Source organism: Glycomyces artemisiae, assembly GCF_003002955.1.
Taxonomy (GTDB): Bacteria; Actinomycetota; Actinomycetes; order Mycobacteriales; family Micromonosporaceae; genus Glycomyces; species Glycomyces artemisiae.
In genome coordinates, this window is record NZ_PVTJ01000005.1 from 82,230 (window position 1) to 105,946 (window position 23,717).

Annotated in this window: 19 protein-coding genes; 13 read left to right on the forward strand and 6 right to left on the reverse strand. The window is 71.1% G+C overall.

Features of this window, described 5'->3' with window-relative positions:
• Positions 1-9: 9 nt before the first annotated feature.
• The 5 genes from cydB to B0I28_RS13965 all read left to right on the forward strand — a co-directional run bounded on the left by cydB (position 10) and on the right by B0I28_RS13965 (position 7,053).
• On the forward strand, positions 10-1,008 hold the full coding sequence (gene cydB / locus B0I28_RS13945) for a cytochrome d ubiquinol oxidase subunit II (protein WP_106364454.1): 999 nt from the start codon (positions 10-12) through the stop codon (positions 1,006-1,008).
• Positions 1,005-2,705, forward strand: a complete 1,701-nt coding sequence (gene cydD / locus B0I28_RS13950) for a thiol reductant ABC exporter subunit CydD (RefSeq protein WP_106364455.1) — start codon at positions 1,005-1,007, stop codon at positions 2,703-2,705. The genes cydB and cydD overlap by 4 nt, the downstream gene beginning before the upstream one ends.
• Positions 2,705-4,396 carry a thiol reductant ABC exporter subunit CydC gene (cydC, locus tag B0I28_RS13955; RefSeq protein WP_106364456.1) on the forward strand — a complete coding sequence of 564 codons (1,692 nt, stop codon included), beginning with the start codon at positions 2,705-2,707 and terminating at the stop codon, positions 4,394-4,396. Before cydD ends, cydC begins: the two co-directional genes overlap by 1 nt.
• Before the next feature lie 95 nt (positions 4,397-4,491).
• Entirely contained in the window at positions 4,492-5,130 is a 639-nt protein-coding gene (locus B0I28_RS13960; RefSeq protein WP_106364457.1) for a hypothetical protein, read from the forward strand.
• 303 nt (positions 5,131-5,433) lie between these two features.
• Positions 5,434-7,053, forward strand: coding sequence for a stealth family protein (locus tag B0I28_RS13965; protein ID WP_106364458.1), 1,620 nt, complete (start codon positions 5,434-5,436; stop codon positions 7,051-7,053).
• A 64-nt stretch (positions 7,054-7,117) separates the two neighbouring features.
• Here the strand turns inward: B0I28_RS13965 and B0I28_RS13970 are convergent, their stop codons facing one another.
• Positions 7,118-9,160, reverse strand: a complete 2,043-nt coding sequence (locus B0I28_RS13970) for a M3 family metallopeptidase (RefSeq protein ID WP_106364459.1) — start codon at positions 9,158-9,160, stop codon at positions 7,118-7,120.
• Between the two features lie 135 nt (positions 9,161-9,295).
• Between B0I28_RS13970 and B0I28_RS13975 the strand changes: the two genes are divergently transcribed.
• Entirely contained in the window at positions 9,296-10,090 is a 795-nt protein-coding gene (locus B0I28_RS13975) for a metallophosphoesterase (protein ID WP_106364460.1), read from the forward strand.
• On the opposite strand, the gene B0I28_RS13980 is transcribed toward B0I28_RS13975, so the two are convergent.
• On the reverse strand, positions 10,087-10,332 hold the full coding sequence (locus B0I28_RS13980) for a hypothetical protein (protein WP_146148096.1): 246 nt from the start codon (positions 10,330-10,332) through the stop codon (positions 10,087-10,089). The two genes, B0I28_RS13975 and B0I28_RS13980, sit on opposite strands and share 4 nt — an antisense overlap.
• Positions 10,333-10,760: 428 nt before the next feature.
• Between B0I28_RS13980 and B0I28_RS13985 the strand changes: the two genes are divergently transcribed.
• The 3 genes from B0I28_RS13985 (at position 10,761) to B0I28_RS13995 (ending at position 13,739) form a co-directional block, all read left to right on the forward strand.
• Positions 10,761-11,999, forward strand: a complete 1,239-nt coding sequence (locus B0I28_RS13985; protein ID WP_106364462.1) for a helix-turn-helix domain-containing protein — start codon at positions 10,761-10,763, stop codon at positions 11,997-11,999.
• Between the two features lie 134 nt (positions 12,000-12,133).
• Positions 12,134-12,958 carry a Nif3-like dinuclear metal center hexameric protein gene (locus B0I28_RS13990; RefSeq protein WP_106364463.1) on the forward strand — a complete coding sequence of 275 codons (825 nt, stop codon included), beginning with the start codon at positions 12,134-12,136 and terminating at the stop codon, positions 12,956-12,958.
• 1 nt (position 12,959) lies between these two features.
• A complete protein-coding gene (locus B0I28_RS13995; protein ID WP_106364464.1) occupies positions 12,960-13,739 on the forward strand; it encodes a zinc ribbon domain-containing protein in 780 nt (259 codons plus the stop codon).
• Positions 13,740-13,785: 46 nt separating this feature from the next.
• Here B0I28_RS13995 and trpD read toward each other — a convergent pair whose 3' ends face one another.
• Both trpD and B0I28_RS14005 read right to left on the reverse strand, forming a co-directional pair.
• The gene (trpD, locus tag B0I28_RS14000) at positions 13,786-14,847 is read right to left on the reverse strand and encodes an anthranilate phosphoribosyltransferase (protein ID WP_106364465.1); all 1,062 of its coding nucleotides are present in this window, start codon (positions 14,845-14,847) and stop codon (positions 13,786-13,788) included.
• A gap of 23 nt (positions 14,848-14,870) precedes the next feature.
• Positions 14,871-15,230, reverse strand: coding sequence for a hypothetical protein (locus B0I28_RS14005; protein WP_342761223.1), 360 nt, complete (start codon positions 15,228-15,230; stop codon positions 14,871-14,873).
• A 263-nt stretch (positions 15,231-15,493) separates the two neighbouring features.
• Between B0I28_RS14005 and ctaE the strand changes: the two genes are divergently transcribed.
• The 4 genes from ctaE to qcrB all read left to right on the forward strand — a co-directional run bounded on the left by ctaE (position 15,494) and on the right by qcrB (position 19,804).
• Positions 15,494-16,108: an aa3-type cytochrome oxidase subunit III gene (gene ctaE / locus B0I28_RS14010; protein WP_106364467.1), complete on the forward strand. Its 615-nt coding sequence runs from the start codon at positions 15,494-15,496 to the stop codon at positions 16,106-16,108.
• Between the two features lie 188 nt (positions 16,109-16,296).
• Positions 16,297-17,106 (forward strand): cytochrome bc1 complex diheme cytochrome c subunit, encoded by an 810-nt coding sequence (qcrC, locus tag B0I28_RS14015; protein WP_106364468.1) that lies wholly within the window; start codon positions 16,297-16,299, stop codon positions 17,104-17,106.
• Positions 17,100-18,224 carry a cytochrome bc1 complex Rieske iron-sulfur subunit gene (qcrA, locus tag B0I28_RS14020; protein ID WP_425433445.1) on the forward strand — a complete coding sequence of 375 codons (1,125 nt, stop codon included), beginning with the start codon at positions 17,100-17,102 and terminating at the stop codon, positions 18,222-18,224. Before qcrC ends, qcrA begins: the two co-directional genes overlap by 7 nt.
• Entirely contained in the window at positions 18,221-19,804 is a 1,584-nt protein-coding gene (gene qcrB, locus B0I28_RS14025; protein WP_106364470.1) for a cytochrome bc1 complex cytochrome b subunit, read from the forward strand. Before qcrA ends, qcrB begins: the two co-directional genes overlap by 4 nt.
• A 164-nt stretch (positions 19,805-19,968) precedes the next feature.
• Here the strand turns inward: qcrB and B0I28_RS14030 are convergent, their stop codons facing one another.
• Positions 19,969-21,696, reverse strand: coding sequence for a RelA/SpoT family protein (locus B0I28_RS14030; RefSeq protein WP_106364471.1), 1,728 nt, complete (start codon positions 21,694-21,696; stop codon positions 19,969-19,971).
• 261 nt (positions 21,697-21,957) lie between these two features.
• Positions 21,958-23,715: a DEDD exonuclease domain-containing protein gene (locus B0I28_RS14035; protein ID WP_106364472.1), complete on the reverse strand. Its 1,758-nt coding sequence runs from the start codon at positions 23,713-23,715 to the stop codon at positions 21,958-21,960.
• Positions 23,716-23,717: the final 2 nt, after the last annotated feature.

The window sequence follows — 23,717 nt, forward strand, 5'->3', positions numbered from 1 at the left end:
GGACGCCCAATGGAACTGACGACCATCTGGTTCATCGCCGTAGCCGTGCTCTTCACCGGCTACTTCGTCCTCGAAGGCTTCGACTTCGGCGTCGGCATGCTCATGCCCGTCCTCGGTCGCGAGGAGCGCGAGCGCCGCGCCATGATCAACACGATCGGGCCGGTCTGGGACGGCAACGAAGTCTGGCTCATCACCGCCGGCGGCGCCATGTTCGCGGCGTTCCCGCACTGGTACGCCAGCCTGTTCTCCGGGTTCTACCTGCTGTTCTTCCTGATCCTCCTCGCGCTCATCGTCCGCGGCGTCGCGTTCGAGTACCGCGGCAAGGGCGACACCGACCGGTGGCGCCGCGGCTGGGACCGGTGCCTCACCGCCGGGTCCGCGCTCGCCGCGTTCCTGTGGGGCATGGTCGTCGCCAACCTCGTGCGCGGCGTGCCCCTCGACGCGAACTTCGACTACACCGGCTCGTTCTGGTCCCTGCTCAACGGGTACGCGCTCCTCGGCGGTCTCACGATGCTGCTCCTGTTCGCCACGCACGGCGCGTACTTCCTGCACCTGCGCACCACCGGTGCCCTCAGCGACCGCGCCCGCGCCCTCGGCCTCAAACTCGGCGTCGCCACCGCGGTCCCCGCCCTGGCGTTCCTGCTGTGGACCCAGATCGCCCACGGCAACGCCGCGTCGCTGGTCCTCATCGTCGTCGCCGTGCTCGGGCTCCTCGCGGGCCTGGCCCTCGACTTCAAGGACCGCAGCGGATGGGCGTTCGCCGCCACCGCGCTCACGATCGGGCTCGCCTCCGCGGCGCTGTTCTGCGCCCTGTGGCCCGACGTCCTGCCGTCCACATCAGACGCCGCCAACAGCCTGACGCACGAGAACGCGGCCGCCACGCAGAAGACCCTCGGCATCATGACCTGGGCCGCGATCGTGTTCCTGCCGATCGTGCTGCTCTACCAGGGCTGGACCTACTGGGTCTTCCGCAAGCGCGTCGCCGTCGAGAGGATCCCGGTCGCATGACCCAGCTCGCCCCGAAACCCGACACCGGCGCGTTCGACCGCCGCCTGCTCCACCGCGCGAAGGGCGCCACCGTCTACATCGGCGTGTGCGCCGGGCTCGGGCTCGCCCAGACCGCGTGCGTGATCGCCGGGGCCTGGCTCATCGCCTCCCTCATCGCAGGGGCCTTCGCCGGAGGCCGCGACCTCGCCTCCCTCGCACCGGAACTCGTCGGCCTCGCCGCGGTCCTCGCCGCCCGCGCCCTCCTCGCCTCCGTGCAGGAGGCCGCCGCGCACCGCGCCGCCGCGGGCGTCAAGTCCGGCCTGCGCCGCCAGGCCCTCGACAAGCTCATGCACCTGCCCTCCGGGACCCGCCACACCGGGGAGACCGCGAACCTCCTCGTCCGCGGCGTCGACGCCCTCGACGCGTACTTCGCGCGGTACCTGCCGCAGCTCGTGCTCGCCGCGATCGTCCCCGTCGGCGTCCTGGCCGTCATGGTCGTCGCCTACCCGCCCGCGGCGCTCATCGTGCTCCTGACGCTGCCGCTGATCCCCTTGTTCGGCATCCTCATCGGCCGCTACACGAAGGCCCGCGCTGAACGCCAGTGGGCGTCGACCTCCGCGCTCGCGCACCACTTCGCCGACCTCGTCGCCGGGCTCCCGACCCTGAAGGCCTTCGGCCGCGCCGCCAAGCAGGCGGGCGCCATCGAGGCGACCACGGGGGAGTACCGGCGCCGCTCGATGGCGCTGCTGCGCGTGGCGTTCTGCTCCGCGCTCGTCCTCGAACTCGCCGCGTCCCTCTCGGTCGCGATCGTCGCCGTCACCGTCGGCGTCCAGCTCGTGGAGGGCGGCCTCGCCGGGGCCGCCGGGCTCCAGACCGCGCTGCTCGTCCTCATCCTCGCGCCCGAGGCGTACCTGCCGCTGCGCAACGTCGGCGCCCACTACCACGCCAGCGCCGAAGGGCTCGCCGCCGCCGAGCAGGTCTTCGGCATCCTCGCCGAGGCCCCCGAGCCCGGCGCCGAACCCGCCCCGGAAGCCCCGCAGACCGGCGCCGCCGCGCTCCCCAGCGCCCCGCACATCGCGCCGCCGCTGCGCCGCGCGCCCACGATCATGTTCCGCCGCACCGTCTTCGCCTACCCGGGCCGCGACCCGCTCCCGGAGCTGAGCCTGACGGTCCCCGCCGCGCAGACCACCGTCCTCACCGCCCGCTCCGGCGCCGGGAAGTCCACACTGCTCGCCGCGCTCCTCGGCTTCCGGCGGCCCGTGGGCGGCTCGATCGCGTTCGACGGCACCGACCTCACCCGCCTCGACCTCGAAGCGATCCGCCGTTCCGTCGCGTGGCTCCCGCAGAAGCCCGTCCTCATCGACGGCACCGTCGCCGACAACGTGCGCCTCGCCGTCCCCTACGAGCCCTCCGACCCCGCCGTCGCCAAGGCCATCGCGGCCGCGCACGCCCCCGACGGGCGCCGCCGCGTCGCCGCCAGCGGCGCCGGGCTCTCCGCGGGCGAGGCCGCCCGCGTCGGCCTCGCGAGGCTCCTGCTCCGCGCCGACCTCCTCGACACGCCCGTGCTGCTCCTCGACGAGCCGACCGCGCACCTCGACGCCGACACCGAGCGGGCCGTCCTCGAATCGTTCGAGCCGTACCGCGAGAACCGCACCGTCCTGATCGCCTCCCACCGCGACGCGGTGCGCGCGATCGCCGACCGAGAGGTGGACTGGTAATGGCCAAGCGCCCCAACACGATCGCCCTGCGGCTCGTTCTCGGCGCCGTCCTCGGGTCCCTCGCGCAGCTCTCCGCGCTCGGGCTCCTCGCCGTCTCCGCGTACCTCATCTCCCGCGCCTGGGAGCAGCCCCCGATCCTGTACCTGATGGTCGCCATCACCTCGGTGCGCGCCTTCGGGATCGGCCGCGGGGTCCTGCGCTACGCCGAGCGCCTCGTCTCCCACGACGCGGCCTTCCGCGGCCTCGAACGCCTCCGCGTCGCCGTGTGGCGCAAGCTCGTGCGCCTCGCGCCCGCCGGGCTCCCCGTGTGGCGCTCCGGCGACCTCCAGGCCCGCCTCGTCGACGACGTCGACGGCACCGGCGACCGGTGGCTGCGCGGCACGCTCCCCCTCGCCGCCGCCGTCATCACCGCCGCCGCGGCGGTCGTGATCCAGTCCGCGATCCTCCCCGCCGCCGGGGCGATCCTGGCCCTCGCGCTCCTCGCCGCGGCCCTCGCCGGGCCCGCGCTCGCGTCCTGGTCCGCCCGGTACGCGCTGCGCGCCACCGCCGCCGAACGCGGCGACCTCACCGAGAACGTGCGCGCCTGCCTCCACGGCCGCGAAGAGCTCGTCGCCGCCGGGACCGACGCCGTCGCGCTCGAACGCGCCCTCGCCGGCGACGAGCGCCTGCGCCGCGCCCACGCCCGCATCGCCTGGAGCGCCGGCCTCGGCCAGGCCGCCGGGCTCCTCGCCATGGCCGCCGCCGTCACCGGCGCCCTGTGGACCGGCATCCCCGCCGTCGCCGACGGGACCCTCGACGGGGTCCTCCTCGCGTGCCTCGCGCTCGTCCCGCTCGCCGCGTTCGAGCCCGTCCTCGCCCTCCCCGCCGCCGCGCAGCAGACCGCCGCCGCCAAGGAGAGCGGCCGCCGCCTCGTCGAGATCACCCGCGAGCCCGAGCCGCGGCCCGACCCGGCAGAGCCCATGGACTTCGAGCCCAACCCGCTCGGCGGCCCCCCGTTCATCGAGATCAAGCGCCTCTCGGTCACCTGGCCCGGCGCCGACCGGCCCGCCATCGAGGGCTTCGACCTCAAGATCCAGCCCGGCGAGCGCGTCGCCGTCATGGGCCCCTCCGGGTCCGGGAAGTCCACGCTCGCCGCCGCCCTCATGGGCTTCCTGCCCTACGAGGGGTCCCTGCGCTTCGGCGGCGTCGAACTCGCCGAGTACGACGGCGACGACGTGCGCCGCACCGTCGGCCTCTGCTCCCAGGACGCCCACGTGTTCGACACCACACTCGCCGAGAACCTGCGGCTCGCCCGCACCAGTGCGACTGACGACGAACTGGTCCGGGCCCTGCGCTGGGCCGGGCTCCGCGACTGGTTCGACGGCCTGGACCTGGGCCTCCAGACCCCGCTCGGGGAGCACGGCCGGGCGGTCTCCGGCGGCGAGCGCGGCCGCATCGCCCTCGCCCGCTGCCTCCTCGCCGACCGCGAGGTCCTCGTCCTCGACGAGTTCGACGCCCACCTCGATGCGGCCACCGCCGAACGCGTACTCCGCACGGCCGCGGCCGCTCTTGAAGGCAAGACCGCCGTGATCATCACCCACCGCCCCCTGCCCGACGGCGTCGTCGACCGGACCGTGCACCTGCGCCCGCCGGTGCCCGCGCCGCGTGACGCGCCGCTCAGTGCGCTTTTGGACCTGGCTCCACGTGGGTAGACTCCCGGAACGGTACTCCCAGTACCGAGCGGTGGAATTGCATAGAACCGGCCCCGTCCGGGGCCTTCCGACTCGCATAAGGCATTGATGCAGCAGTGAACACATCTGCTCCCACATCCGGTACCAAGCCGCCCAGCTCGGGGCAGCGCTGGCCCGACGGATGGACCAAGCTCCACGTCTACCTGACCGACCTCGACGAGGTCAAAGCCGTCGCGGAGTCCTACCGGCCGGTCATCGACCGCGCCGCGGACAAGCCCGTCGCCCACGAGTGGCTCCACGCCACGATCGCGTCCGTCGAGTGCGACGCCGCCGGGCTCGGCGACGACGTGCGCCGCAAGCTCGTCGACCGCCTCCGGGAGAAGACCGCCGAGGTCCCCTCGTTCAAGCTCACCGTCGGGCCCGCGCTGGCCGCGACCGGCGGGGTCCTGCTCGACACGTTCCCGGGCACGCACTTCGACGCGCTCGTCGCGAACTGCGTGGAGGCGATCAACGAGATCGTCGAAGGCGACGTCGGCCGCCCGTGCGGCGGGCCGGGCCACGTCTCGCTGTCCTACCGCGCCGACGCGGTCGGGGTCGACACCTCCCGCGGCGCGATCCAGAACAGGCTGCGCGACGTCCGGCCGGGTCGGACGGAAATCACAGTCACCGGGGTAGACCTCGTCCGAGTCATCCAAAGCGAGGACGCCTCGACTTACACGTGGGAGCACATCGCGCGGATTCCCTTGGGCGCGTAGGCATCTCATGTCTCCAACGGGCGTCGCCTCCGGGCGGCGCCCGTTGCGGTTGACGCCTGGGACGCGAATCTGCAACCATTTTGTCACTGCCCTGTGGCCTACTGTTGAGACACGTGTCAGAGACCGGCCACGTGGCGTTCAGGCGTGGTCGACGTAGACCTGCCTCCGCCTGCGCCGGCAGCAGTCCCGGTAGACCCCGGATCGGCGAAAGCCGCAAGTGTCAGGAGGTGTCGATTGTTCGCAGCCGATGACCGTCGTATCGCAACCCGAGCGACAGAGTTCGTCCGACCGGCCGAAGAACTGGTGGAGCCCAAGCCCCTCGATCCTCCGGCCGCCGCCCGCACCGAGGTCACCGAGCCCTACGGCTTCTTCACCGACCTCGACTCCGGGCACATCCTCCACTCAGGGGAGATCCGCCCCGCGTACGCCCTCGGCGCCCCCACCCCCCTGGAGGTGTGGCGCCGCAACCTGGAGATCGTCACCGCGATCCTCACCGCCGCGGGCGTCGACTTCTTCGCCGTGCCCGGCTTCAGCCTCACCCGGCCCGTCCTCGGCGTCGCCGCCGCCGACCGCCAGCGCGTCTGCACCGCCCTCGCCATGCTCTGCGAGTCCACCGGCGGTCGCCTCTCCGTGCCCGAGCCCGCGTTCCGCGAGTCCGAGCTCGGCCTCACCCGCCCCCAATGGGCCCGCCGCACCGACATGGGCGACGTGCCGCTGGTCCGCGCCTCCTGGCTGTGGACCGACACCGGACGCGACCTCGTCTTCGGCCCGGACTACGGCTGCGATGTCGAGTTCTGGACCGACACCGGCGACGGGCACCTCCTGGCGCCCAGGCACAACCGGATCAGCCCCCTCGTCCGCCAGGGCGGCGCCCGGGTGTCGGCTCCCGGGCGCCTCTTCACGGCCCTGGGGAGCGGCGCCCGCGCGGGCCTGCCGGACCTCCCGACCCGCCCGGAGTTCGCGCGGCCCGGACCCGACCACGTCGGCTTCCCGATCGACGTCGTCTACACCTGGGTCGACGGCGCCGACCACGCCTGGCGCCGCCGCCGCGCCGACGCCGACCAGTCGCCGTACCACGCCGAGTCCGACAACGACGCCCGCTACATCGACCGCGAGGAGCTGCGGTTCTCGCTGCGCTCGCTGCACCTGAACGCGCCGTGGGTCCGCCACGTGTACCTGGTGACCGACCGGCAGCGCCCGCACTGGCTCGAAGACGCCCCGGGGCTCACCGTCGTCGACCACCGCGACCTGTTCGACGACCCGGACTCGCTGCCCACCTTCAACTCCCATGCGATCGAGACGCAGCTCCACCGCATCGAGGGGCTGAGCGAGCACTTCCTGTACTTCAACGACGACATGTTCATCGGCCGCCCGGTGGGGCCGCAGCTGTTCTTCGAGCCGAACGGCCTGGCCCGGTTCTTCCCGGCGCAGACGTTCATCGACATGGACCCGGTCAGCCTCGCCGACTCGCCGCCGAACGCGGCCTTCAAGAACGACCGCGCGCTCATCGACGGCGCCTTCGGCCGCACAGTCTCCCGGATGATGAAGCACGTGCCGTACCCGTTGCAGCGAAGCGTCCTCGCCGAGATGGCGAAGGAGTTCGACGAGGAGATGGGGCGGACCGCCAGGAGCGCGTTCCGCAGCGTCTCCGACGTCTCCGCGGTGACCCTCCAGCACTACTACGCGTACCTCTCGGGCCGCGCCGTCTCCGGCCAGGCCCAGGTCGAGTACGTGGAGCTGGGGATGCCGGGCGTCGCCGAGCGCCTGGAGCTGCTGCTGGAGCGGCGCGACCGGGAGACGTTCTGCATCAACGACGCCGGGCTCCCGGAGGAGCTGGCCGAGGAGCGCTCGGCGATGATGCGGCGCTTCCTGGAGGCGTACTTCCCGGTGGCCTCGCCTTGGGAGAAGGCGCTGGCGCTGTAAGCGAAAGGGCCCGGATCGTGCATCCTATAGGAAATAGGATGCACGATCCGGGCCCCTTACGGCCTTACTTCAGTCCTCGCCGCTCCAGGAGCGGGTCGATCTCGGCGTCGCGGCCGCGGAAGCGCCGGAAGGACTCCATCGGGTCGATGGAGCCGCCCTTCGACAGGAGCGTCTCGCGGAAGTGGTCGCCGTTGGCGCGGGTGAGGCCGCCGTTCTCCTTGAACCATTCGACGGTGTCGGCGTCGAGGATCTCGGACCAGATGTACGAGTAGTACCCGGCGGCGTAGCCGATGGAGATGTGCGCGAAGTAGCCCGAGCGGTAGCGCGGGGCGATCTCGGGCAGGTAGATCCCGGCGTCTTCGAGGGCCTTGCGCTCGAAGGCCTCGACGGCCGCGTACGGGTCGTCGCCGCCGTCGGGGACGTCCTCGGGGGCGAGGCGGTGCCACGCCTGGTCGAGCAGCGCCGCGCCCAGGTACTCGGTCGAGGCGAAGCCCTCGCCGAACTTGGCCGCGGCCTTCCACTGCTCGATGAGCTCGGCGGGGGCCTGCTCGCCGGTCTCGTGGTGGCGCGCGTAGTTCGCGACGATCTCGGGCCAGTCCTCCCACATCTCGTTGACCTGCGAGGGGTACTCGACGAAGTCGCGCGGTGTCGAGGTCATCGCGGTCTTCGGGTAGCGGCAGGCCGACAGCAGGCCGTGGAGCGCGTGCCCGAACTCGTGGAACAGCGTCGTCACGTTGTCCACGGAGATGAGCGCGGGCTGCCCCTCGGAGGGCTTGACGATGTTCAGGTTGTTCACGACCACGGGCTTGTCGCCGGTGAGGTCGGACTGGACGACGAGCGCGTTCATCCACGCGCCGCCCTTCTTGGAGTCGCGGGTGAAGAAGTCGCCCACGAACAGCCCCAGGGGCTCGCCGCTGTCGAGGACCTCCCACACGCGGGCCTCGGGGTGGTACCCCTGGAGGTCCTCGCGGAGCCGGAACGTCAGGCCGAACTCCTTCTCGGCGGCGTAGAACACGCCGTCGACGAGGACCCGGTCGAGTTCCAGGTACGGCTTGAACGCCTCGGCGTCGAAGCCGTACTTGGCCTGGCGGACCTGCTTGGAGTAGAACGACCAGTCCCACGCGGCCAGCTTGAAGCCGCCGTCCTGGGCGTCGATGACCTCCTGGAGCTCGGCGGCCTCGCGGCGGGCGTTGCGCACCGAGGCCTCGGCGAGCCCGGCGAGGCGCTCGGCGATGATCCCGGCGTTCCCGGCGGTGCCGTCGGCGGCGATGTACGCGGCGAAGTGCTCGAAGCCGAGCAGCTGCGCCTTCTCGGCGCGGAGGCGGATCATCCGCAAGAGGGTGGCGGCGTTGTCGCGGCCGCGGCCGATGGTGGCCTTGTAGAGGCGCTCGCGCAGGTCCCGGTTCTTCAGGTCCTCCAGGAGCGGGTGGCGCGAGAAGTTCGACTGGGTGATGAGGTACCCGTCGAGGCCGCGGTCCTTCGCGGCCGCCGCGGCGGCGCCGATCTGGTCCTCGCCGAGGCCGTCGAGCTCGGCGGCGTCGGTGACGTGGACGGCCGCGTCGTTGATGTCGGTGAGGATCACCTGGTTGAACTTGGACGCCAGCTCGGCCAGCTCGGTGTTGATCGCGGCGAGGCGGTCCTTGCCGTCCTGGTCGAGGGCGGCGCCGCCGCGCACGAACTCGGTGCGGTACCGCTCCAGCAGGCGCAGGTCCTGCTCGTCGAGATTCAGCTCGTCGCGCCTCGCCCAGAGGGCGTCGATGCGCGCGAACAGGTCGCCGTTGAGGAGGATCTTGTCGCCGTGGGCGGCGAGCTTGGGGCTGAGGTCGGCCTCGATGGCGTTCAGCTCGTCGTCGGTGTCCGAGGAGTACTTGTTGAAGAACACCAGGGAGACCCGCTTGAGCGTGCCCAGGCCGGAGCGCTCCAGCGCCACGATCGTGTTGTCGAACGTCGGCTCGGCGGGATCGTTCGCAATGGCCTCGACGGCGGCGAGCTGCTCGGCCATGCCGGCCTCGAACGCGGGGGCGTAGTGCTCGTTGCGGATGTCCGCGAACGGCGGGAGCTTGTAGGGGAGTTCTGAGGGGGTCAGGAACGGGTTCTCGTCGGTCACGCTGGCTCCTCGCTGCGTTCATCTCCAATGGCGGTGGGCCGAATCCTATTGCCCGTACCAGCCGCGCGGCAAGTGGAATCGAACAGCAGTCGACAACCTCACCGAACGCCACCTGCCGGGATTAATATCGGGACCATGTCTGAATCGAGTCCGCTGTTCGTGGCCAGCGACGTCCACGGCCACTACGACGCGCTGACGGAGGCGCTGCGGGGACGGGGACTCGTCGACGGGGACGCGAAGTGGACCGGCGGCGACGCCCGGCTGTGGATCCTCGGGGACCTCTTCGACCGCGGCGAGGAGGGCGTGGCCGTGGTGCGGCTGCTCCGCAGGCTCGCCGGGCAGGCCGCCGCCGAGGGCGGGCACGTGGACACGCTCGTGGGCAACCACGAGGTGCTCGTGCTCGGGTCCCGGCGCTTCGGGGACGTCGCGTTCACCGACGTCGACGGCATGGACCGGCAGTTCCTGCACTGGTGGGTCCTCAACGGCGGCTTCGAGGACGACCTCGCCGAGCTCACCGAGGACGAGGTGAGGTGGCTGGAGACCCGCCGGGTCCTCCACGTCGTGGACAAGTCGCTCCTGGTCCACTCCGACACCGAGTCGTACCTCGGGTACGGCCGCAGCGAGGAGGCGGTGAACGCCGCCGTCCGCAAGATCCTCGCCTCCGACGAGCCCGAGGAGTGGTGGCAGCTGTTCCGGGAGCTGACGCGCCGCCACGAGTTCATGGGCGAGGAGGGCCCCGCGCGGGTGCGCTCGATGCTCCGCTCGTACGGCGGGGAGGAGCTCGTCCACGGGCACTCGACGATCCCCGACACGACCGAGCTCGAACCGTCCCAGGTGACCCAGGCCCGCCGCTACTGCGACGGGCTCGCGCTCAACGTGGACGGCGGCGTGTACCAGGGCGGCAAGTGCCTGGTGGTCCGCCTCAACTAGCTCCCGTCCCCGCCCCAGAAATAGAACGGCGGCGGCGTGGCCGCGCGGCCCGCGCGCGACTCCAGCCACAGGCTCACCGCCCCGGCCGCGGCGACGCCGAGCGCCGCCCACCCGGCGAGCGGGGAGAAGGCGATCGCGTAGCCCAGCCCGGCCGCGGCGGCCGTGGCGATCATCGCGGTCAGGAAGGCCCTGCGGAAGGCGCGCCGATGTTCGCGGCGCTCGACGACTCGGTTGTGTCTCATATCCGACACAACGAGGAAGGGCCTTGAATCGACACGCTGCATGTGCAGGTTTCACGAGTTCGAGCGACCGAAACCCGGCATATCCCCTGATAGGCGACAGTGGACCGGACCGGCCGGGCAAGACTGTAAGCACGCTCCACCAGAGCGTCACATTGGCAGTTCGCGGCCGTTGTGCCGAAACCGAAAAGACGGTAAACACATAGTGTCGGGGCGCCTCGTGCGGCGCGTCCGGTGCCGCGCCGGCGGAACCGAACCTCGTGCGGGTCAAGACAACCAAGCACTGCTGACGACCGCCGCACCGCGCCCCGGCCCGGCCTTCCGGCGAGGCCGCATGGAACGCACAACCGAATACCGCACGCAACTGCGAGACCCGATCCCCTGAAGTCCCGAAGCAACGTGTAACTCCTATATAGACGGTGGGGTCTGACATGGAGTCCGAAACGCAACCTATGGGGCGGCGCGTCGCCTACTGGCGCCAGCGCCGCGGCATGTCCCAGCAGGTCTTCGCCGACCGCATCGGCAAGTCCAAGAGCTGGGTCGACAAGATCGAGCGCGGCGTCCGCCGCCTCGACAAGTACTCGGTCATCACCGAACTCGCCGAATCGCTGAGCGTCGACGCCGCCCAGCTGCTCGGCCGCGAGCCCCGGCGCCGCCCGGGCCTCGGCGGCTGCCTCGACCAGGTGGAGGTCGAGTCCATCCGCCAGTCGCTCGAACGCTACGAGCGTCTCGGCCGCTTCCTCGAAGCCGCCCCGATCGACCCGACGCCAATCCCCGAACTCAAAGGGGCCGTGAACTACTGCTGGCTCGCGTTCGAGAAGGGCCACTACCCGGTCGTCGCCAGGTCGCTCATCCAGCTCCTGCGCGACACGCCCCTCGCCGAGGACCGGCCCATCGGCGGCACCAGCGCCGACGCCGCCGAACTCATGACGCAGGTCTACCAGATCGCGTCCACGGTCCTGCGCAAACTCGGGGAGGCCCAGCTCGCCTGGCTCGCCGCCGACCGCGCCATCTCCGCCGCCAACCGCGGCAACGACCCGCTCCTCGCCGGCATCGCGACCACGCGGGTCGCCAACGCGCTCAGGTCCCTCGGCCGCTACCAGGCCGCGCTCGACCTGAACGTGCAGGTCGCGCACGGCCTCATCTCCGAGGCCGGAGGCGAGTCCTCCAGCCCCGCGGCGATCAGCGTCTACGGGGCGCTCCTCCTCCAGGGCGCCATGGCCGCCGCGCTGGCCGGGGACGCCACGACCAGCGACGACCTGCTCGACAGCGCCTCCAGGGCCGCGAACATCCTCGGCCGCGACGCGAACTACTACTACACCTCGTTCGGGCCCACGAACGTCATGCTGCACCGCGCGGCCGCGTTCGTGGAGCTCGGCGAGGGCGGCGACGCGCTCGCCGTCCACGAGGCCATCCCGCCCGCGGCGCTCGGCGACCTCGTGGCCGAGCGGCGCGCGCACCACTACCTGGACATGGCCCGGGCCTGCGTCCAGGTCGGTGACATCGAGCAGGCCGGGCGGCACCTCGTGACCGCCGACCGCAACGCGCCCGCGGAGATCCGCTGCCGCCCGCTCGCGGTCGACCTCATCGACCAGATCCTCCACCGCACCAAGGGCGAGCCCGCCCAGGACGTGCGCCGCCTCGCCGAGGAGGTGGGCGCCCTCGCCTAGACAGACCAGGGCCGGTACCGGATTCGCCGGACCGTCCCCGCGCGCACGGTGCGCGAGTGCGCCCGGAGCCGCCGCTGCTCAGGCTCCGGGCACACCCCTCCCCGCACGGCGCGGAACGTCAATAGACTCACGGAATGCGCACGCTCAGCGAGATCACCGCGGCACTCGACGACCTGTACCCGCGCCGCTGGGCCGAGGACTGGGACCGGGTGGGCCTGGTGCTGGGCCGCGGCGGGAACTCCGTGCGCCGGGTCCTCTGCGTCGTCGACGTCGTGCCCGCCACGGTCATCGAGGCGATCGAGGCCGACTGCGACCTCATCGTCGCCCACCACCCGCTGCTGCTGCGCGGCGTCTCGTCGCTTGACCCCGCCGCGGGCTACAAGGGCGACCTCGTCCACACCCTCATCGAGTCCGGCATGGGCCTCTACACCGCCCACACGAACGCCGACGTCGCCAGCCCCGGCGTCTCCGACGCGCTCGCCGACCGGCTCGGCCTCGTCGACCTGCGGCCCCTGCGCCCCCTCGACGGGCCCGAGCACCACGGCACCGGTCGCGGCCACGGCCGCATCGGCCGCCTCCCCGAGACCCTCACGCTCGCGCAGCTCACCGAGCGCGCCGCCGCGGCCCTCCCGCCGACCGCGTGGGGCGTGCGCGCCGCGGGCGACCCCGACCGCCACATCAGCACCGTCGCCGTCTGCGGCGGGGCCGGGGACTCGTTCCTCGCGGACGCCGCGGCCGCGGGCGCCAACGCGTACCTCACCGCCGACCTCCGCCACCACCCGGTGAGCGAGCACGTGTCCGGAAGCGGCCCGGCCCTCATCGACGCCGCCCACTGGGCGACCGAGCGGCCCTGGCTCGATACTGTTGCCGAACGACTGTCCCGTCTGGTCGAGGACGTCCGCGTCTCCGACCTCGACACCGATCCGTGGACCATCCACCAGAAACCCGGGGTGAACTGAAGTGAAAGCCGACCTCTTCGATCAGCGCCGCCTGCTCGAACTCCAGGCGGTGGACACCACCCTCGCCCAGCTCGCGCAGCGCCGCAAGAACCTCGACGCCGACCCCGCGTTCGCCACCGCCTCGCAGCGCCTGCGGGCCCTGGGGGACAAGGCCGCCAACCTCACCGGCGACATCGCCGACCTCGACCGCGACATCGACCGCGTCGAACGCGAAGTGGACCTCGTCAAGAACCGCGCCTCCACCGACCGCGACCGCATGGGCGCCGGGGCCTCCGCTAAGGAGCTCGAAGGGCTCCAGAGCGAACTGGAGTCCCTCGCCCGCCGCCAGAGCACGCTCGAAGACGACGAGCTCGAACTCATGGAGCGCCGCGAGGCCCTCGACGCCGAGCTCGCCGAGACCCGCCGCCAGCTCGACGAGGCGAAGACCGTCCTCGCCGACGCCGAAGCCGAACGCGGCCGCCGCCTCGGGGAGATCGAGACCGAGACCGCCGACGCGACCTCCACCCGCGAAGCCCTCGCCATCAACATCCCCGACCGCCTCGTCGAGCTCTACGAGCGCATCCACGCCAAGCAGCCCATCGCCGCAGCCGAGCTCGTCGGCCGCCGCTGCGGGTCCTGCCGCATCGAGAAGTCCCCGGCCGACATGATCCCCATCAAGTCCGCCCCCATCGACGAGGTCCTCCGCTGCGAGGAGTGCGGCTGCGTCCTCATCCGCACCGAGCTCCCCAAGTCCGGGCCCGCCCCGCTCGCGTCCGAGGACGAGCTGAAGAAGTACGAGTAGCGCGAAGGGGCGGAACGCGACCGCGTTCCGCCCCTTCGTCTTCCGTCTACCGCTTGCTGAACTCGGCCCAGCGCTCCACCAGGTCCACGGCCTTGCCCTCGTCGAGGGCCTTCGCCGCGATCTCCAGGTTCGCCGCCAGCAGGCCACGCCGGATCTTCACGTCGTGCAGGTCCACCGCGTCGATGAGCCCCTGGCGCGAGGCCAGCGCCGCCGCCGCGTTGATGAGGACCGCGTCCCGGACCGGGCCGGACTCGCCCGCGAACACCCGCCGCGCCACGTCCGTGTTGAACCCGATGTCGCCGCCGCGCAGCGCCTCCGGGCCCGCGTTCGCCAGCCCGATCTCGTTCACGTCGATCGAGCCCTGCGACACCCGGCCGCCCGAGGCGATCCACTCCGACGTCGTCGCCGACGTCGAGATCTCGTCCAGGCCGTCGTCGCCGCGGACCACGAAGACCGAGGCCCCGCGGGCCGCGAACACCTGCGCCATCAGCGGCGCCTTCACCGGGTCCGCGCAGCCGATCAGGCCCGCCTGCGGCTGGCCCGGGTTCGTCAGCGGCCCCAGCAGGTTGAACACCGTCGGGATGCCCAGCGCGGCCCGGATCGGGCCCGCGTGCCGCATCCCGGGGTGGAAGGTCCGCGCGAACGCGAAGCCGATGCCCACCTCGCGCACCGACGCCTCGACCCGCTCCGCGGTGGCCTCCAGGTCGACGCCCAGCGCCTCCAGCAGGTCCGCCGAGCCCACGCTCGACGACGCGGACCGGTTGCCGTGCTTGATGACCGGCACGCCCGTCGCCGCGACCACGATCGCCGCCATCGTCGAGATGTTCACCGAGTTCGAGCCGTCGCCGCCGGTGCCGACGATGTCGACCGCGACGCCCAGGTCCGTCAGGTCCAGCCGGGTCGTCTCGGCGAGCATCCGGCCCGCGATCGCGCCGATCTCCTCGGGCGTCTCACCCTTTGAGCGCAGCAGCACCGCGAACGCCGCCAGCTGCGCCGGATCGGCGTTCCCGGCCATGATCTCCGCCATCGCCCAGTCGGCGCTCGCCTCGTCGAGATGGTCGCCGGACGACAGGCGTGCGAGGACATCGGGCCAGGTCGGATCAGACATGTGCGCTCCCGGGGAAGGAAGAATCAGGCGGCGCGCTGCGCCGGCGCCGAGCCAGCGGCCCGGTTGACCAGCAAGTCTACTACCGTCTGCCCGGTTGTCACGGGGTTAAGCGGGTGCTTCAGCACCGCATCGGCCCGCGACCACGCCGCCAGCCAGCGGTCCGCGTCCCGCGCGACCACCACCGCCAGCGTCGGCGGCTCGTCGAACTCGTCGCGCAGCTGCCGCGCGATCCCGAGGCCGCCCGCGGGCTGCGCCTCCCCGTCGAGGAGCACGAGGTCGATCTCGTACTTGTCGATGAGGGCCACCGCCTCGTCGTACTCTCCGGCGACCGCGTACTCGATCCGGACGCCCTCGGCCGGCGCTTCGCCGATGGCCGACCGCATCTGCTCGATGACCGCGGGTCGATGACTGTAAAGGAGGACTGCGTACTCAGCCGTTGAGGTGCTCACGCTTCGCATATTAAACGGGCCACACTGAAATGGGAAGACCGGCGCGGCCACTTCCCCCGCCCGAAGTGCCTACAGTAGGCGAACCGTGAATGACCTGGGAACACGATGGGAAGAGGCCGGAAGCCTACTCCGCGCGACACGCGCGAAAAACACACCCCATGCGCAGCTTGAAGCCGCCGGACCGTAATAATGTGCGCGTGACTGCCGCCGAAGCAACTATCGACCCCAGCCGAATCCACTCACTGACCCGGCCCAATGTCGTCAGTGTCGGCACCATCGTGTGGTTGAGCAGCGAACTCATGTTCTTTGCGGGCCTGTTCGCGATGTACTTCTCCATCCAGGCCGCCGCCCCCTCGATGTTCGAGGCGGGCTACGAGCACCTTGAGATCCCGTACGCGCTCGTGTTCACCGTGATCCTGGTGGCCTCCTCCGTCACCTGCCAGCTCGGGGTCTTCGCCGCCGAGCGCGGGGACGTGTACAAGCTGCGCCTGTGGTTCGCGATCACCTTCATCATGGGGCTGGTCTTCGTGCTCGGCCAGGTCAACGAGTACCGCAACCTCGTCGGCGAGGGGCACTCCATCTCCGCCGACGGCTACTGGACCATGTTCTACCTGACCACCGGGTTCCACGGCCTGCACGTCACCGGCGGCCTGATCGCCTTCATCGTCTACCTCATCCGCACGACGATGGGCCGCTTCACTCCCGCCCAGGCCACCGCGTCCATCGTGGTGTCCTACTACTGGCACTTCGTCGACGTGGTCTGGATCGCGCTGTTCGCCGTGATCTACTTCCTTCCGATGGCCCAGTACTGAGACTGACCGGCCGCCCGCGCCTCCCACCCGGACGCGCCTGCGGCCCAAGGCAATAGGCCTCGGCCCCCGGGCCGAGGCCACAACCGAGAAACGCGACGGCCGCCCCCCGGAGGCGGTCGCCGGCCGGACGAGAAAGCCCCGACAGGGGCCCCGCCCGGTCCGAGCTAGATAAAGGTGAGGCAACAACCGTGGCTGCATCAGCGAAACGCCGCCGAGGCTGGCGCAAGCGCCTCGGCGCGCTGGCCAGGTTCACCGGCGCACTGGTCATCGTCGGAGGGATCTACTCGGTGTTCTCGCCGAGCCTGTACGCGCAGGAGGCCGAGGACAACGCGATCGACTCGGAGGTCGTCAAGGGCCAGGAGCTCTACGACACGAGCTGCATCTCCTGCCACGGCGACGACGGCGAGGGCATCGAGGGCCGCGGCCCCAGCCTCATCGGCGTCGGCTCGGCGGCCGTCGAGTTCCAGGTGAACACCGGCCGCATGCCGATGGCCGCGCAGGGCGCCCAGGCCCCCGCCTCGGACTACCCCGTGTTCACCGAGGAGGAGGCCGAGTGGCTCGGCGCTTACATCGAGTACCTCGGCGGCGGCTCCGCGGTGCCCGACGACCTCGCAGCGCTCGTCGAGAACTCCGACGTCGCCGAGGGCGGCGAGCTCTACCGGGTGAACTGCTCCTCCTGCCACGGCTACGCCGGCGGCGGCGGCGCCCTGTCCTCGGGTGCGCACGCGCCCGCGCTGACGGGCGTCTCCGACGAGGAGATCTACCAGGCCATGCTCACCGGCCCGCAGAACATGCCGGTGTTCGCCGACAACGAGCTCACCCCCGAGCAGAAGGCCGACATCATCGCCTACGTCCAGTACGTCGTCAACGGCGACAAGGACCCGGGCGGCGTCTTCTCCCTCGGACGGTACGGCCCCTCGACCGAAGGTCTGGCCATCTTCCTGGTCGGCATGACTGCGCTCCTGCTGACCACGCTCTGGATTGCAGGTAAATCGTGAGTGCCCACAACGACAGCGCCCGTGACGAGGTCGAGCCCGTCGACCTCTCGGACCCGAAGCTGACGCGCTTCGAGGTCTACAAGGAGGGCCTGCGCCGCGACGACATCGAGATCATCCACTACGAGCCGCGCTTCCCGAAGCCGGGCACGAAGACCGAAAAGCGCATGGAGCGCATCGTCAGCGGTCTCTTCCTGCTCTCGGGGCTCTTCGCGACGCTCTTCGTGGTGGCGTACATCTGGTGGCCCTGGGAGTACGAGGGCGCCGCGACCTGGCAGGACCCGCAGACCTGGTACACGCCGGTCCTGGGCTTCACGCTCGGGTTCTCGCTGCTGTTCTTCGCGGTCGGCGTGCTCACCTGGGCGAAGAAGCTGCTCCCGGTCGAGGAGCTGGTGCAGGACCGCCACGACGGCGGCTCGTCCACGGACGACCGGAAGATCGCCGAGTCCACCGTGGACACCATCGTCGAGGACATGGGCCTGCGCCGCCGTCCCTTCCTGGTGAAGACCGCCCTGCTGGCCGCCGCACCGCTCGGCCTCGCTGCGGTCGCCCCCCTGGGCGCCCTCATCAAGGACCCGGGCGACATGTACACCGTCACCGGCTGGAACGCCGACAAGTACAACGACGGCAACCCCGTCGGCATCATGATGAAGGACGGCGCGCTCGTGCGCCCGGACATGGTGTCCGCCGGCGGCCAGATCACTGTCTACCCGGCGATCGACCACGGCGCCACGAACCAGTTCCCGACCGCGCCGGTCCTGCTCATCCACCTCCGCGAGGAGGACGCCGAGATCCTGCGCGGCAACCTGTACCCGATGTACCAGGACGTCGACGCGCTGTGGGGCAACTTCGTGGCCTACTCGAAGATCTGCACCCACGTCGGCTGCCCGGCCTCGCTGTACGAGCAGCAGAGCCAACGGCTCCTGTGCCCGTGCCACCAGTCCCAGTTCAACGTCGTCGACAACGCCGCGCCGGTCTTCGGCCCGGCCACCCGGCACCTGCCGATCCTGCCGATCACGGTCAACGACGAGGGCTTCTTCGAGGCCAAGTCGGACTTCCTGGTGCCCCCGGGGCCGGCGTTCTGGAACCGCCCGTCCCTCCCCGAGGAGGATGAGAAGTGAAACGCCGCAAAGGCTCCAGTGACAGCCTGCTGACGAAGGCGGGCGGCGAGCTCGACGACCGCTTCAAGCTCGCCGGACCGGCCCGGGTCCTGTTCAACAAGGTCTTCCCGGACCACTGGTCGTTCCTGCTGGGCGAGATCGCGCTGTTCTCGTTCATCCTGCTGCTGCTCTCGGGCACGTTCCTGGCGCTGTTCTTCGACCCCTCGATGGTCGAGGTGACCTACGACGGCGCGTACGTGCCGCTCCAGGGCGTCGACATGTCGCGGGCGTACGAGTCGACGCTGCACCTCTCGTTCGAGGTGCGCGGCGGCCTGTTCATGCGGCAGATGCACCACTGGGCGGCGCTGCTGTTCATGGCGTCGATCCTCGTGCACATGCTCCGGATCTTCTTCACCGGCGCGTTCCGCGCGCCGCGCGAGACGAACTGGATGATCGGCATCGTCATGTTCTGGCTGGGCTTCTTCGAGGGCTTCTTCGGCTACTCGCTCCCGGACGACGGCCTGTCGGGCACCGGCCTGCGCATCATGGAGGGCATGACCGCGTCCATTCCGTTCATCGGGCCCTGGGCGTCGGCCGCGCTGTTCGGGGGCCAGTTCCCCGGCACCACCGTCATCCCGATGCTCTACATCATCCACGTCTTCATCTTCCCGCTGCTCCTGCTGGCGCTCATCACGGTCCACGTGGCCCTGGTGTTCATCCAGAAGCACACGCAGTGGCCGGGACCGGGACGCACCGAGCACAACGTGGTCGGCTTCCGCATGTTCCCGAACTACGTGATGAAGCAGGTCGGCTTCATGCTCTTCATCTTCGGCGTGCTCGCCGCGATGGCGGGCCTGTTCCAGATCAACCCGATCTGGCTGTTCGGGCCGTACGAGGTCTCGGTCGTGTCCTCGGCGTCGCAGCCCGACTTCTACGTCATGTACCTGGACGGCCTCATCCGCCTGTTCCCGTCGTGGGAGCTGCGGATCCCGCCGTACTTCACGCTGCCGCCGGTGTTCTGGCCCGGCATCGTCGGCATGGGCCTGTCGGTCATGCTGCCGCTGCTGTATCCGGCGCTGGAGCGGCGGTTCACCAAGGACCGCGGGCACCACAACCTGCTCCAGCGCCCGCGCGACAACCCGGGCCGCACCAGCCTCGGCATGATGGTCGTGGTCTTCTGGATCATCGGCGTCATCTCCGGCGGCAACGACGTGTTCGCCGAGAAGTTCCACATCAGCCTGAACGCGATGACCTGGGCTGGCCGCATCGGCCTGGTCGTCCTGCCGATCATCACGTACTACGTGACGTACCGGATCTGCCTGGGCCTCCAGCAGCACGACCGCGAGGTGCTCGCGCACGGCCTGGAGACGGGCATCCTCATGCGCGACCCGAACGGCCGCTTCTACGAGGTGCACCAGCCGCTCGCCGAGCCGGACGAGCACGGCCACACCGAGCTGGAGTACAACGGCTGGGTCGTCCCGAAGAAGATGAACCGCGTCGGCGCCCTGCCGCCGCAGGACAAGGGCTTCTTCAAGTCGATCGAGGAGCCGTCGGAGAACGGCGCCTCGTCGCACGAGGAGATCGAGTCGGGCAAGCATTAAGCAAGGCAAAGGGAACGGGCCCCGCCGGAAGGCGGGGCCCGTTTCGCTTGCGCCGGAAGGCGAGGAAAGCTCGATGCGGAGCGCCCCCCGTTTCGAGTGCGGCGCGGGGGTGCGACAGCGCAGGGCCGCGGAGGCGGCCTCGCGTGGCCGCCCCGCGCTTTGCGCTAGTAGCGGTCGACGGTGGTGATGAGCTTCTCGGCGAGTTCGTCGGGGTCGAGCTTCTCGCGGGCGAGGGCCAGGTAGAGCGAGTCGAGGTCCGGGTAGCCCAGGGACGACGCGACACCGTGGAGGGGCTGCTCTCCGGCGAGGCCGCGGCCGCGGGCGATGAGGGAGCGCCAGAGGCGGTTCTTGCCCGCTTTGAGCTCGTCCTCGAAGCGCTGCATGGGGATCACGGGGAGCTCGCCGGTGGAGTCGCCGTCGTCGAGGGCGCCGAACCAGTCGTTGATGTGGAGCTGCGCCTCGGGGGTCTTGGCGTGTTCGAGCCACTGCTTCGAAGGGCCGTAGGGCTGCTCGGCGGTGAGGACCAGCTCGACCGTGTCGCCGTCGCGCAGCGGCTGCGACAGGGGCGCGATCTCGCCGTTGACGTACGCGGCGATGAGCCGGTGGCCCTTGGACGGGCCGGAGCAGTAGGCGACGTCGACCGGGGTGGACGCCTTGGGGACCGTGAGCTGCTCGCCGTCGCCGGTGAACACCAGGATGTCCTGGTCGGCGAGGTCGCAGCGGAGGGAGTCGAGGAACTGGCCGGAGTCGGCGACCTCGTTCTGCCAGTCGAGGAGGCGCTGGAGCCAGGGGAGCTGGATCTCCATCTGGTCGCCGCCGGTCTGGCGGAGCCCGGCGACGATGCCGACCTCGGCGGTCTCGTGCATCTCGCGGGTGCGGATGAGGAACTCGATGGGCTGGCCGCCGGGGCCGGCGACCGCGGTGTGGATCGACTGGTACAGGTTGAACTTCTTGGCGGCGATGAGGTCGCGGAACTTGCCGCCCAGGGGCTTCCAGAGCCGGTGGATCGCGCCGAGGGCCGCGTAGCAGTCCGTCAGGGGCCCGTCGACGACGATGACGAGGCGCGGCGGGTCGGCCGGGCCGGTGCCGGGGTGCTTCTGCATCTCGCGGTACACCGAGTACGGGTGGCGGGGCCGGTCGAGGAGGCGCGCGGTGACCTTGAAGTCGCGCAGGGCGCGGCGCACCTGCGGGGCGATGTGCTCGACCTGGCGCTTGCGGTCGGTGTCGGAGCCGATGTGCTCCTTGATGCGCTGGAAGACCTCCGGCTGGAGGGTCTCCAGGACGATGTCCTCCAGCTCGCGCTTGATGACGTACAGGCCGAGGCGGTCGGCGAGGGGGATGAGGACGTCCTGCGTGGCCTCGGCGATGCGGATCTGGCTGGGGCGCTTCTTGAACTTGATGGTCCGCATGTTGTGGAGCCGGTCGGCGAGCTTGATGATCATGACGCGGATGTCGCGCCCGGCGGTGAGCACGAGCTTCCGGAACGTCTCGGCCTCGGCGGCGGAGCCGAGGTGGATCTTGTCGAGCTTGGTGACGCCGTCGACCATGACGGCGATCTCGTCGCCGAAGTCGCCGCGGAGCGCTTCGAGAGAGTACGGGGTGTCCTCGACGGTGTCGTGGAGGAGCCCGGCCGCGATCGTGGGGGTGTCGACGCCGAGGTCGGCGAGGATGGTGGACACCGCGATCGGGTGGGTGATGTACGGCTCGCCGGAGCGGCGGGCCTGGCCGCGGTGCATCTGCTCTGCGATGCGGTAGGCGCGGCGGACCAGGAGCATGTCGGGCTGCGTGTAGTGGGCGCGGTGGGCCGCTTCGAGCTGCGCGACCTTCCCCGCGAGGTCCCACGGGTCGTCAGGTCTGGCAGTCCGAGTAGCCGAAAGCAATGCGCGCAACATGTTAGCCTCCGATGCCCAAGGTTGACCGCATTCTAGATGTACAACGATTCCTGGAGAGAATCGACACTAGACACTGTCGGATTTCGGCAGGGCCGCCGTTTCGAGCGGATGACACAGCGTACCCGGGAGCGGGTGTCCCCGGAAACCTCAAGCGCCGCAAATGAATGCGAGACGACTCACGTCCGTTTCGCACCTCGGGCCCCGTTCCGGGGGCTGGAACGATGGGTTCGCCTGGGACAGCGGAGCGTCGGCGGGGTCATCTCACCATGCGGACTGGTCGCGGCGCCACGGGGACCGGTCGCCGGGCACGGCGCCCTCCCAGCGCTCGGCCCCTTGGAGGGGGCTGGCCCAGGTGCCTTCGACGAGGACGAGCCGGACTTCGGGCTTGGCGAGCCAGTCGAGGAGGAGGCGGGACTCGGCGGCGTGGGCGGCGTCGAGGACGTCGTCGGCGGGGGCGATGACGCGGGCGGTGTCGCGGAGTTTCGCGATGTAGGGCATGGGGTCGGCGCGGGGCGGGGTCCTCACGGCTCCGGCGAGGAGGCCGGAGCGGATGACGGCGACCTCCCAGCCGCCGCCCTTCGCGCGGCCCGCGGCGACCAGTTCCCCGGCCGCCACGAAGTTCCTGACGCGCTGCGAGGACGCGGCCAGGGCCAGATAGGCCCCGAGCTCGTCGCGGCGCTCAGCGGCCGCCTCGAACCGCTCGGACCCGGCGAGTTCGGCGAGGCGCTCCCCGACCGCTTCGGCGATGGGCGCGGGGTCGCCGTCCATGGCGCGGGCGGCGCGCTCGACGAGGGCCGCGTACTCCTCGACGGTGACTGTGTGGCGGCAGGGCTCCGCGCACTTCCCGATCTCGCCGAGGACGCACGTGGGGGAGGTCTTCTTGGGGGACAGGCGGGTCCGGCACGAGCGGATCGGCAGGGCCGCCTCGATCGCGCTGATCGCCGCCTGCGCCTGCGTGCCCGAGGCCGGGCCGAGGCGCGGCGTGCCGGGCTCGGGGGGCTTGCGGGAGACCTGGAGGCGCGGGTACGGCTCGTCGGTGAGCCGGACCCAGCTGCGGTGCTCGGGGAACTTCGCGGCCCGGTTGTACGGCGGCTTCCCGCCCGCGATGAGACGCAGCTCGGCCACGCCCGCCTCCAGCCGGTGGGCGCACTCGACGACCTCGACGCGCTCGGCCGACGCGAGCATGTCGCGCAGGCGCCGCCGCTGCTCGGCCGCCGAGAAGTAGCTGCGCACCCGGCTCGCGACGTTCACCGAGACGCCGATGTACAGCGCCCGGTCGTCGGCGTCGCGGAAGATGTACACCCCGGGCCCCTGCGGGAGCCCGTCGGCGAGGTGGCGCTTGCGGCGCTGGAGCTCCGACGGGATCGCGCGGCAGAACTCGGCGAGCTCGGCGTCGGTGACCACCCCGTGGCCGCTGGCGCGCTCGATGAGGCCGTGCAGCACCGTGACGGTGGCGCGGGCGTCGTCCAGGGCCCGGTGGTTCGGGGTCACGGGCGAGCCGAAGAGGCGCGCGAGCGTGCCGAGGCGCCGGTTGGGGACCTCGCTCTTCTCGGTGAGGCGCCGCGCCAGGACCACGGTGTCGACCACGGGCGGGCGGGGCCAGCGCGTGTCCGTGAGTTCGCAGGCGTGGCGCAGGAACCCGACGTCGAAGCCCGCGTTGTGGGCGACGAGCGTGGCCCCGTGCGCGAACTCCAGGAACATCGGCAGGACCGCTTCGATGCCGGGCGCGTCGGCGACCATCTCGTCGGTGATGCCGGTGAGCCGGGTGACGCGCGGGTCGATCGGCTCGCCGGGGTTGACGAGGGTCGAGAACTCGCCGACGACCTCGCCGCCCTTGACCTTGACGGCGCCGATCTCGGTGATCCCGCACGCGTCGGCGGCGAGCCCGGTGGTCTCCAGGTCGACCACGCAGAAGGTGACCTCGCGGAGCGGGGTGCCGAAGCTGTCGAGGGCGGGCTGCGTGAAGCCCGCCCCGCCGTCCTCGCCCGGGCCGTCGCCCGACCCGCCGCGTCTGTACATAC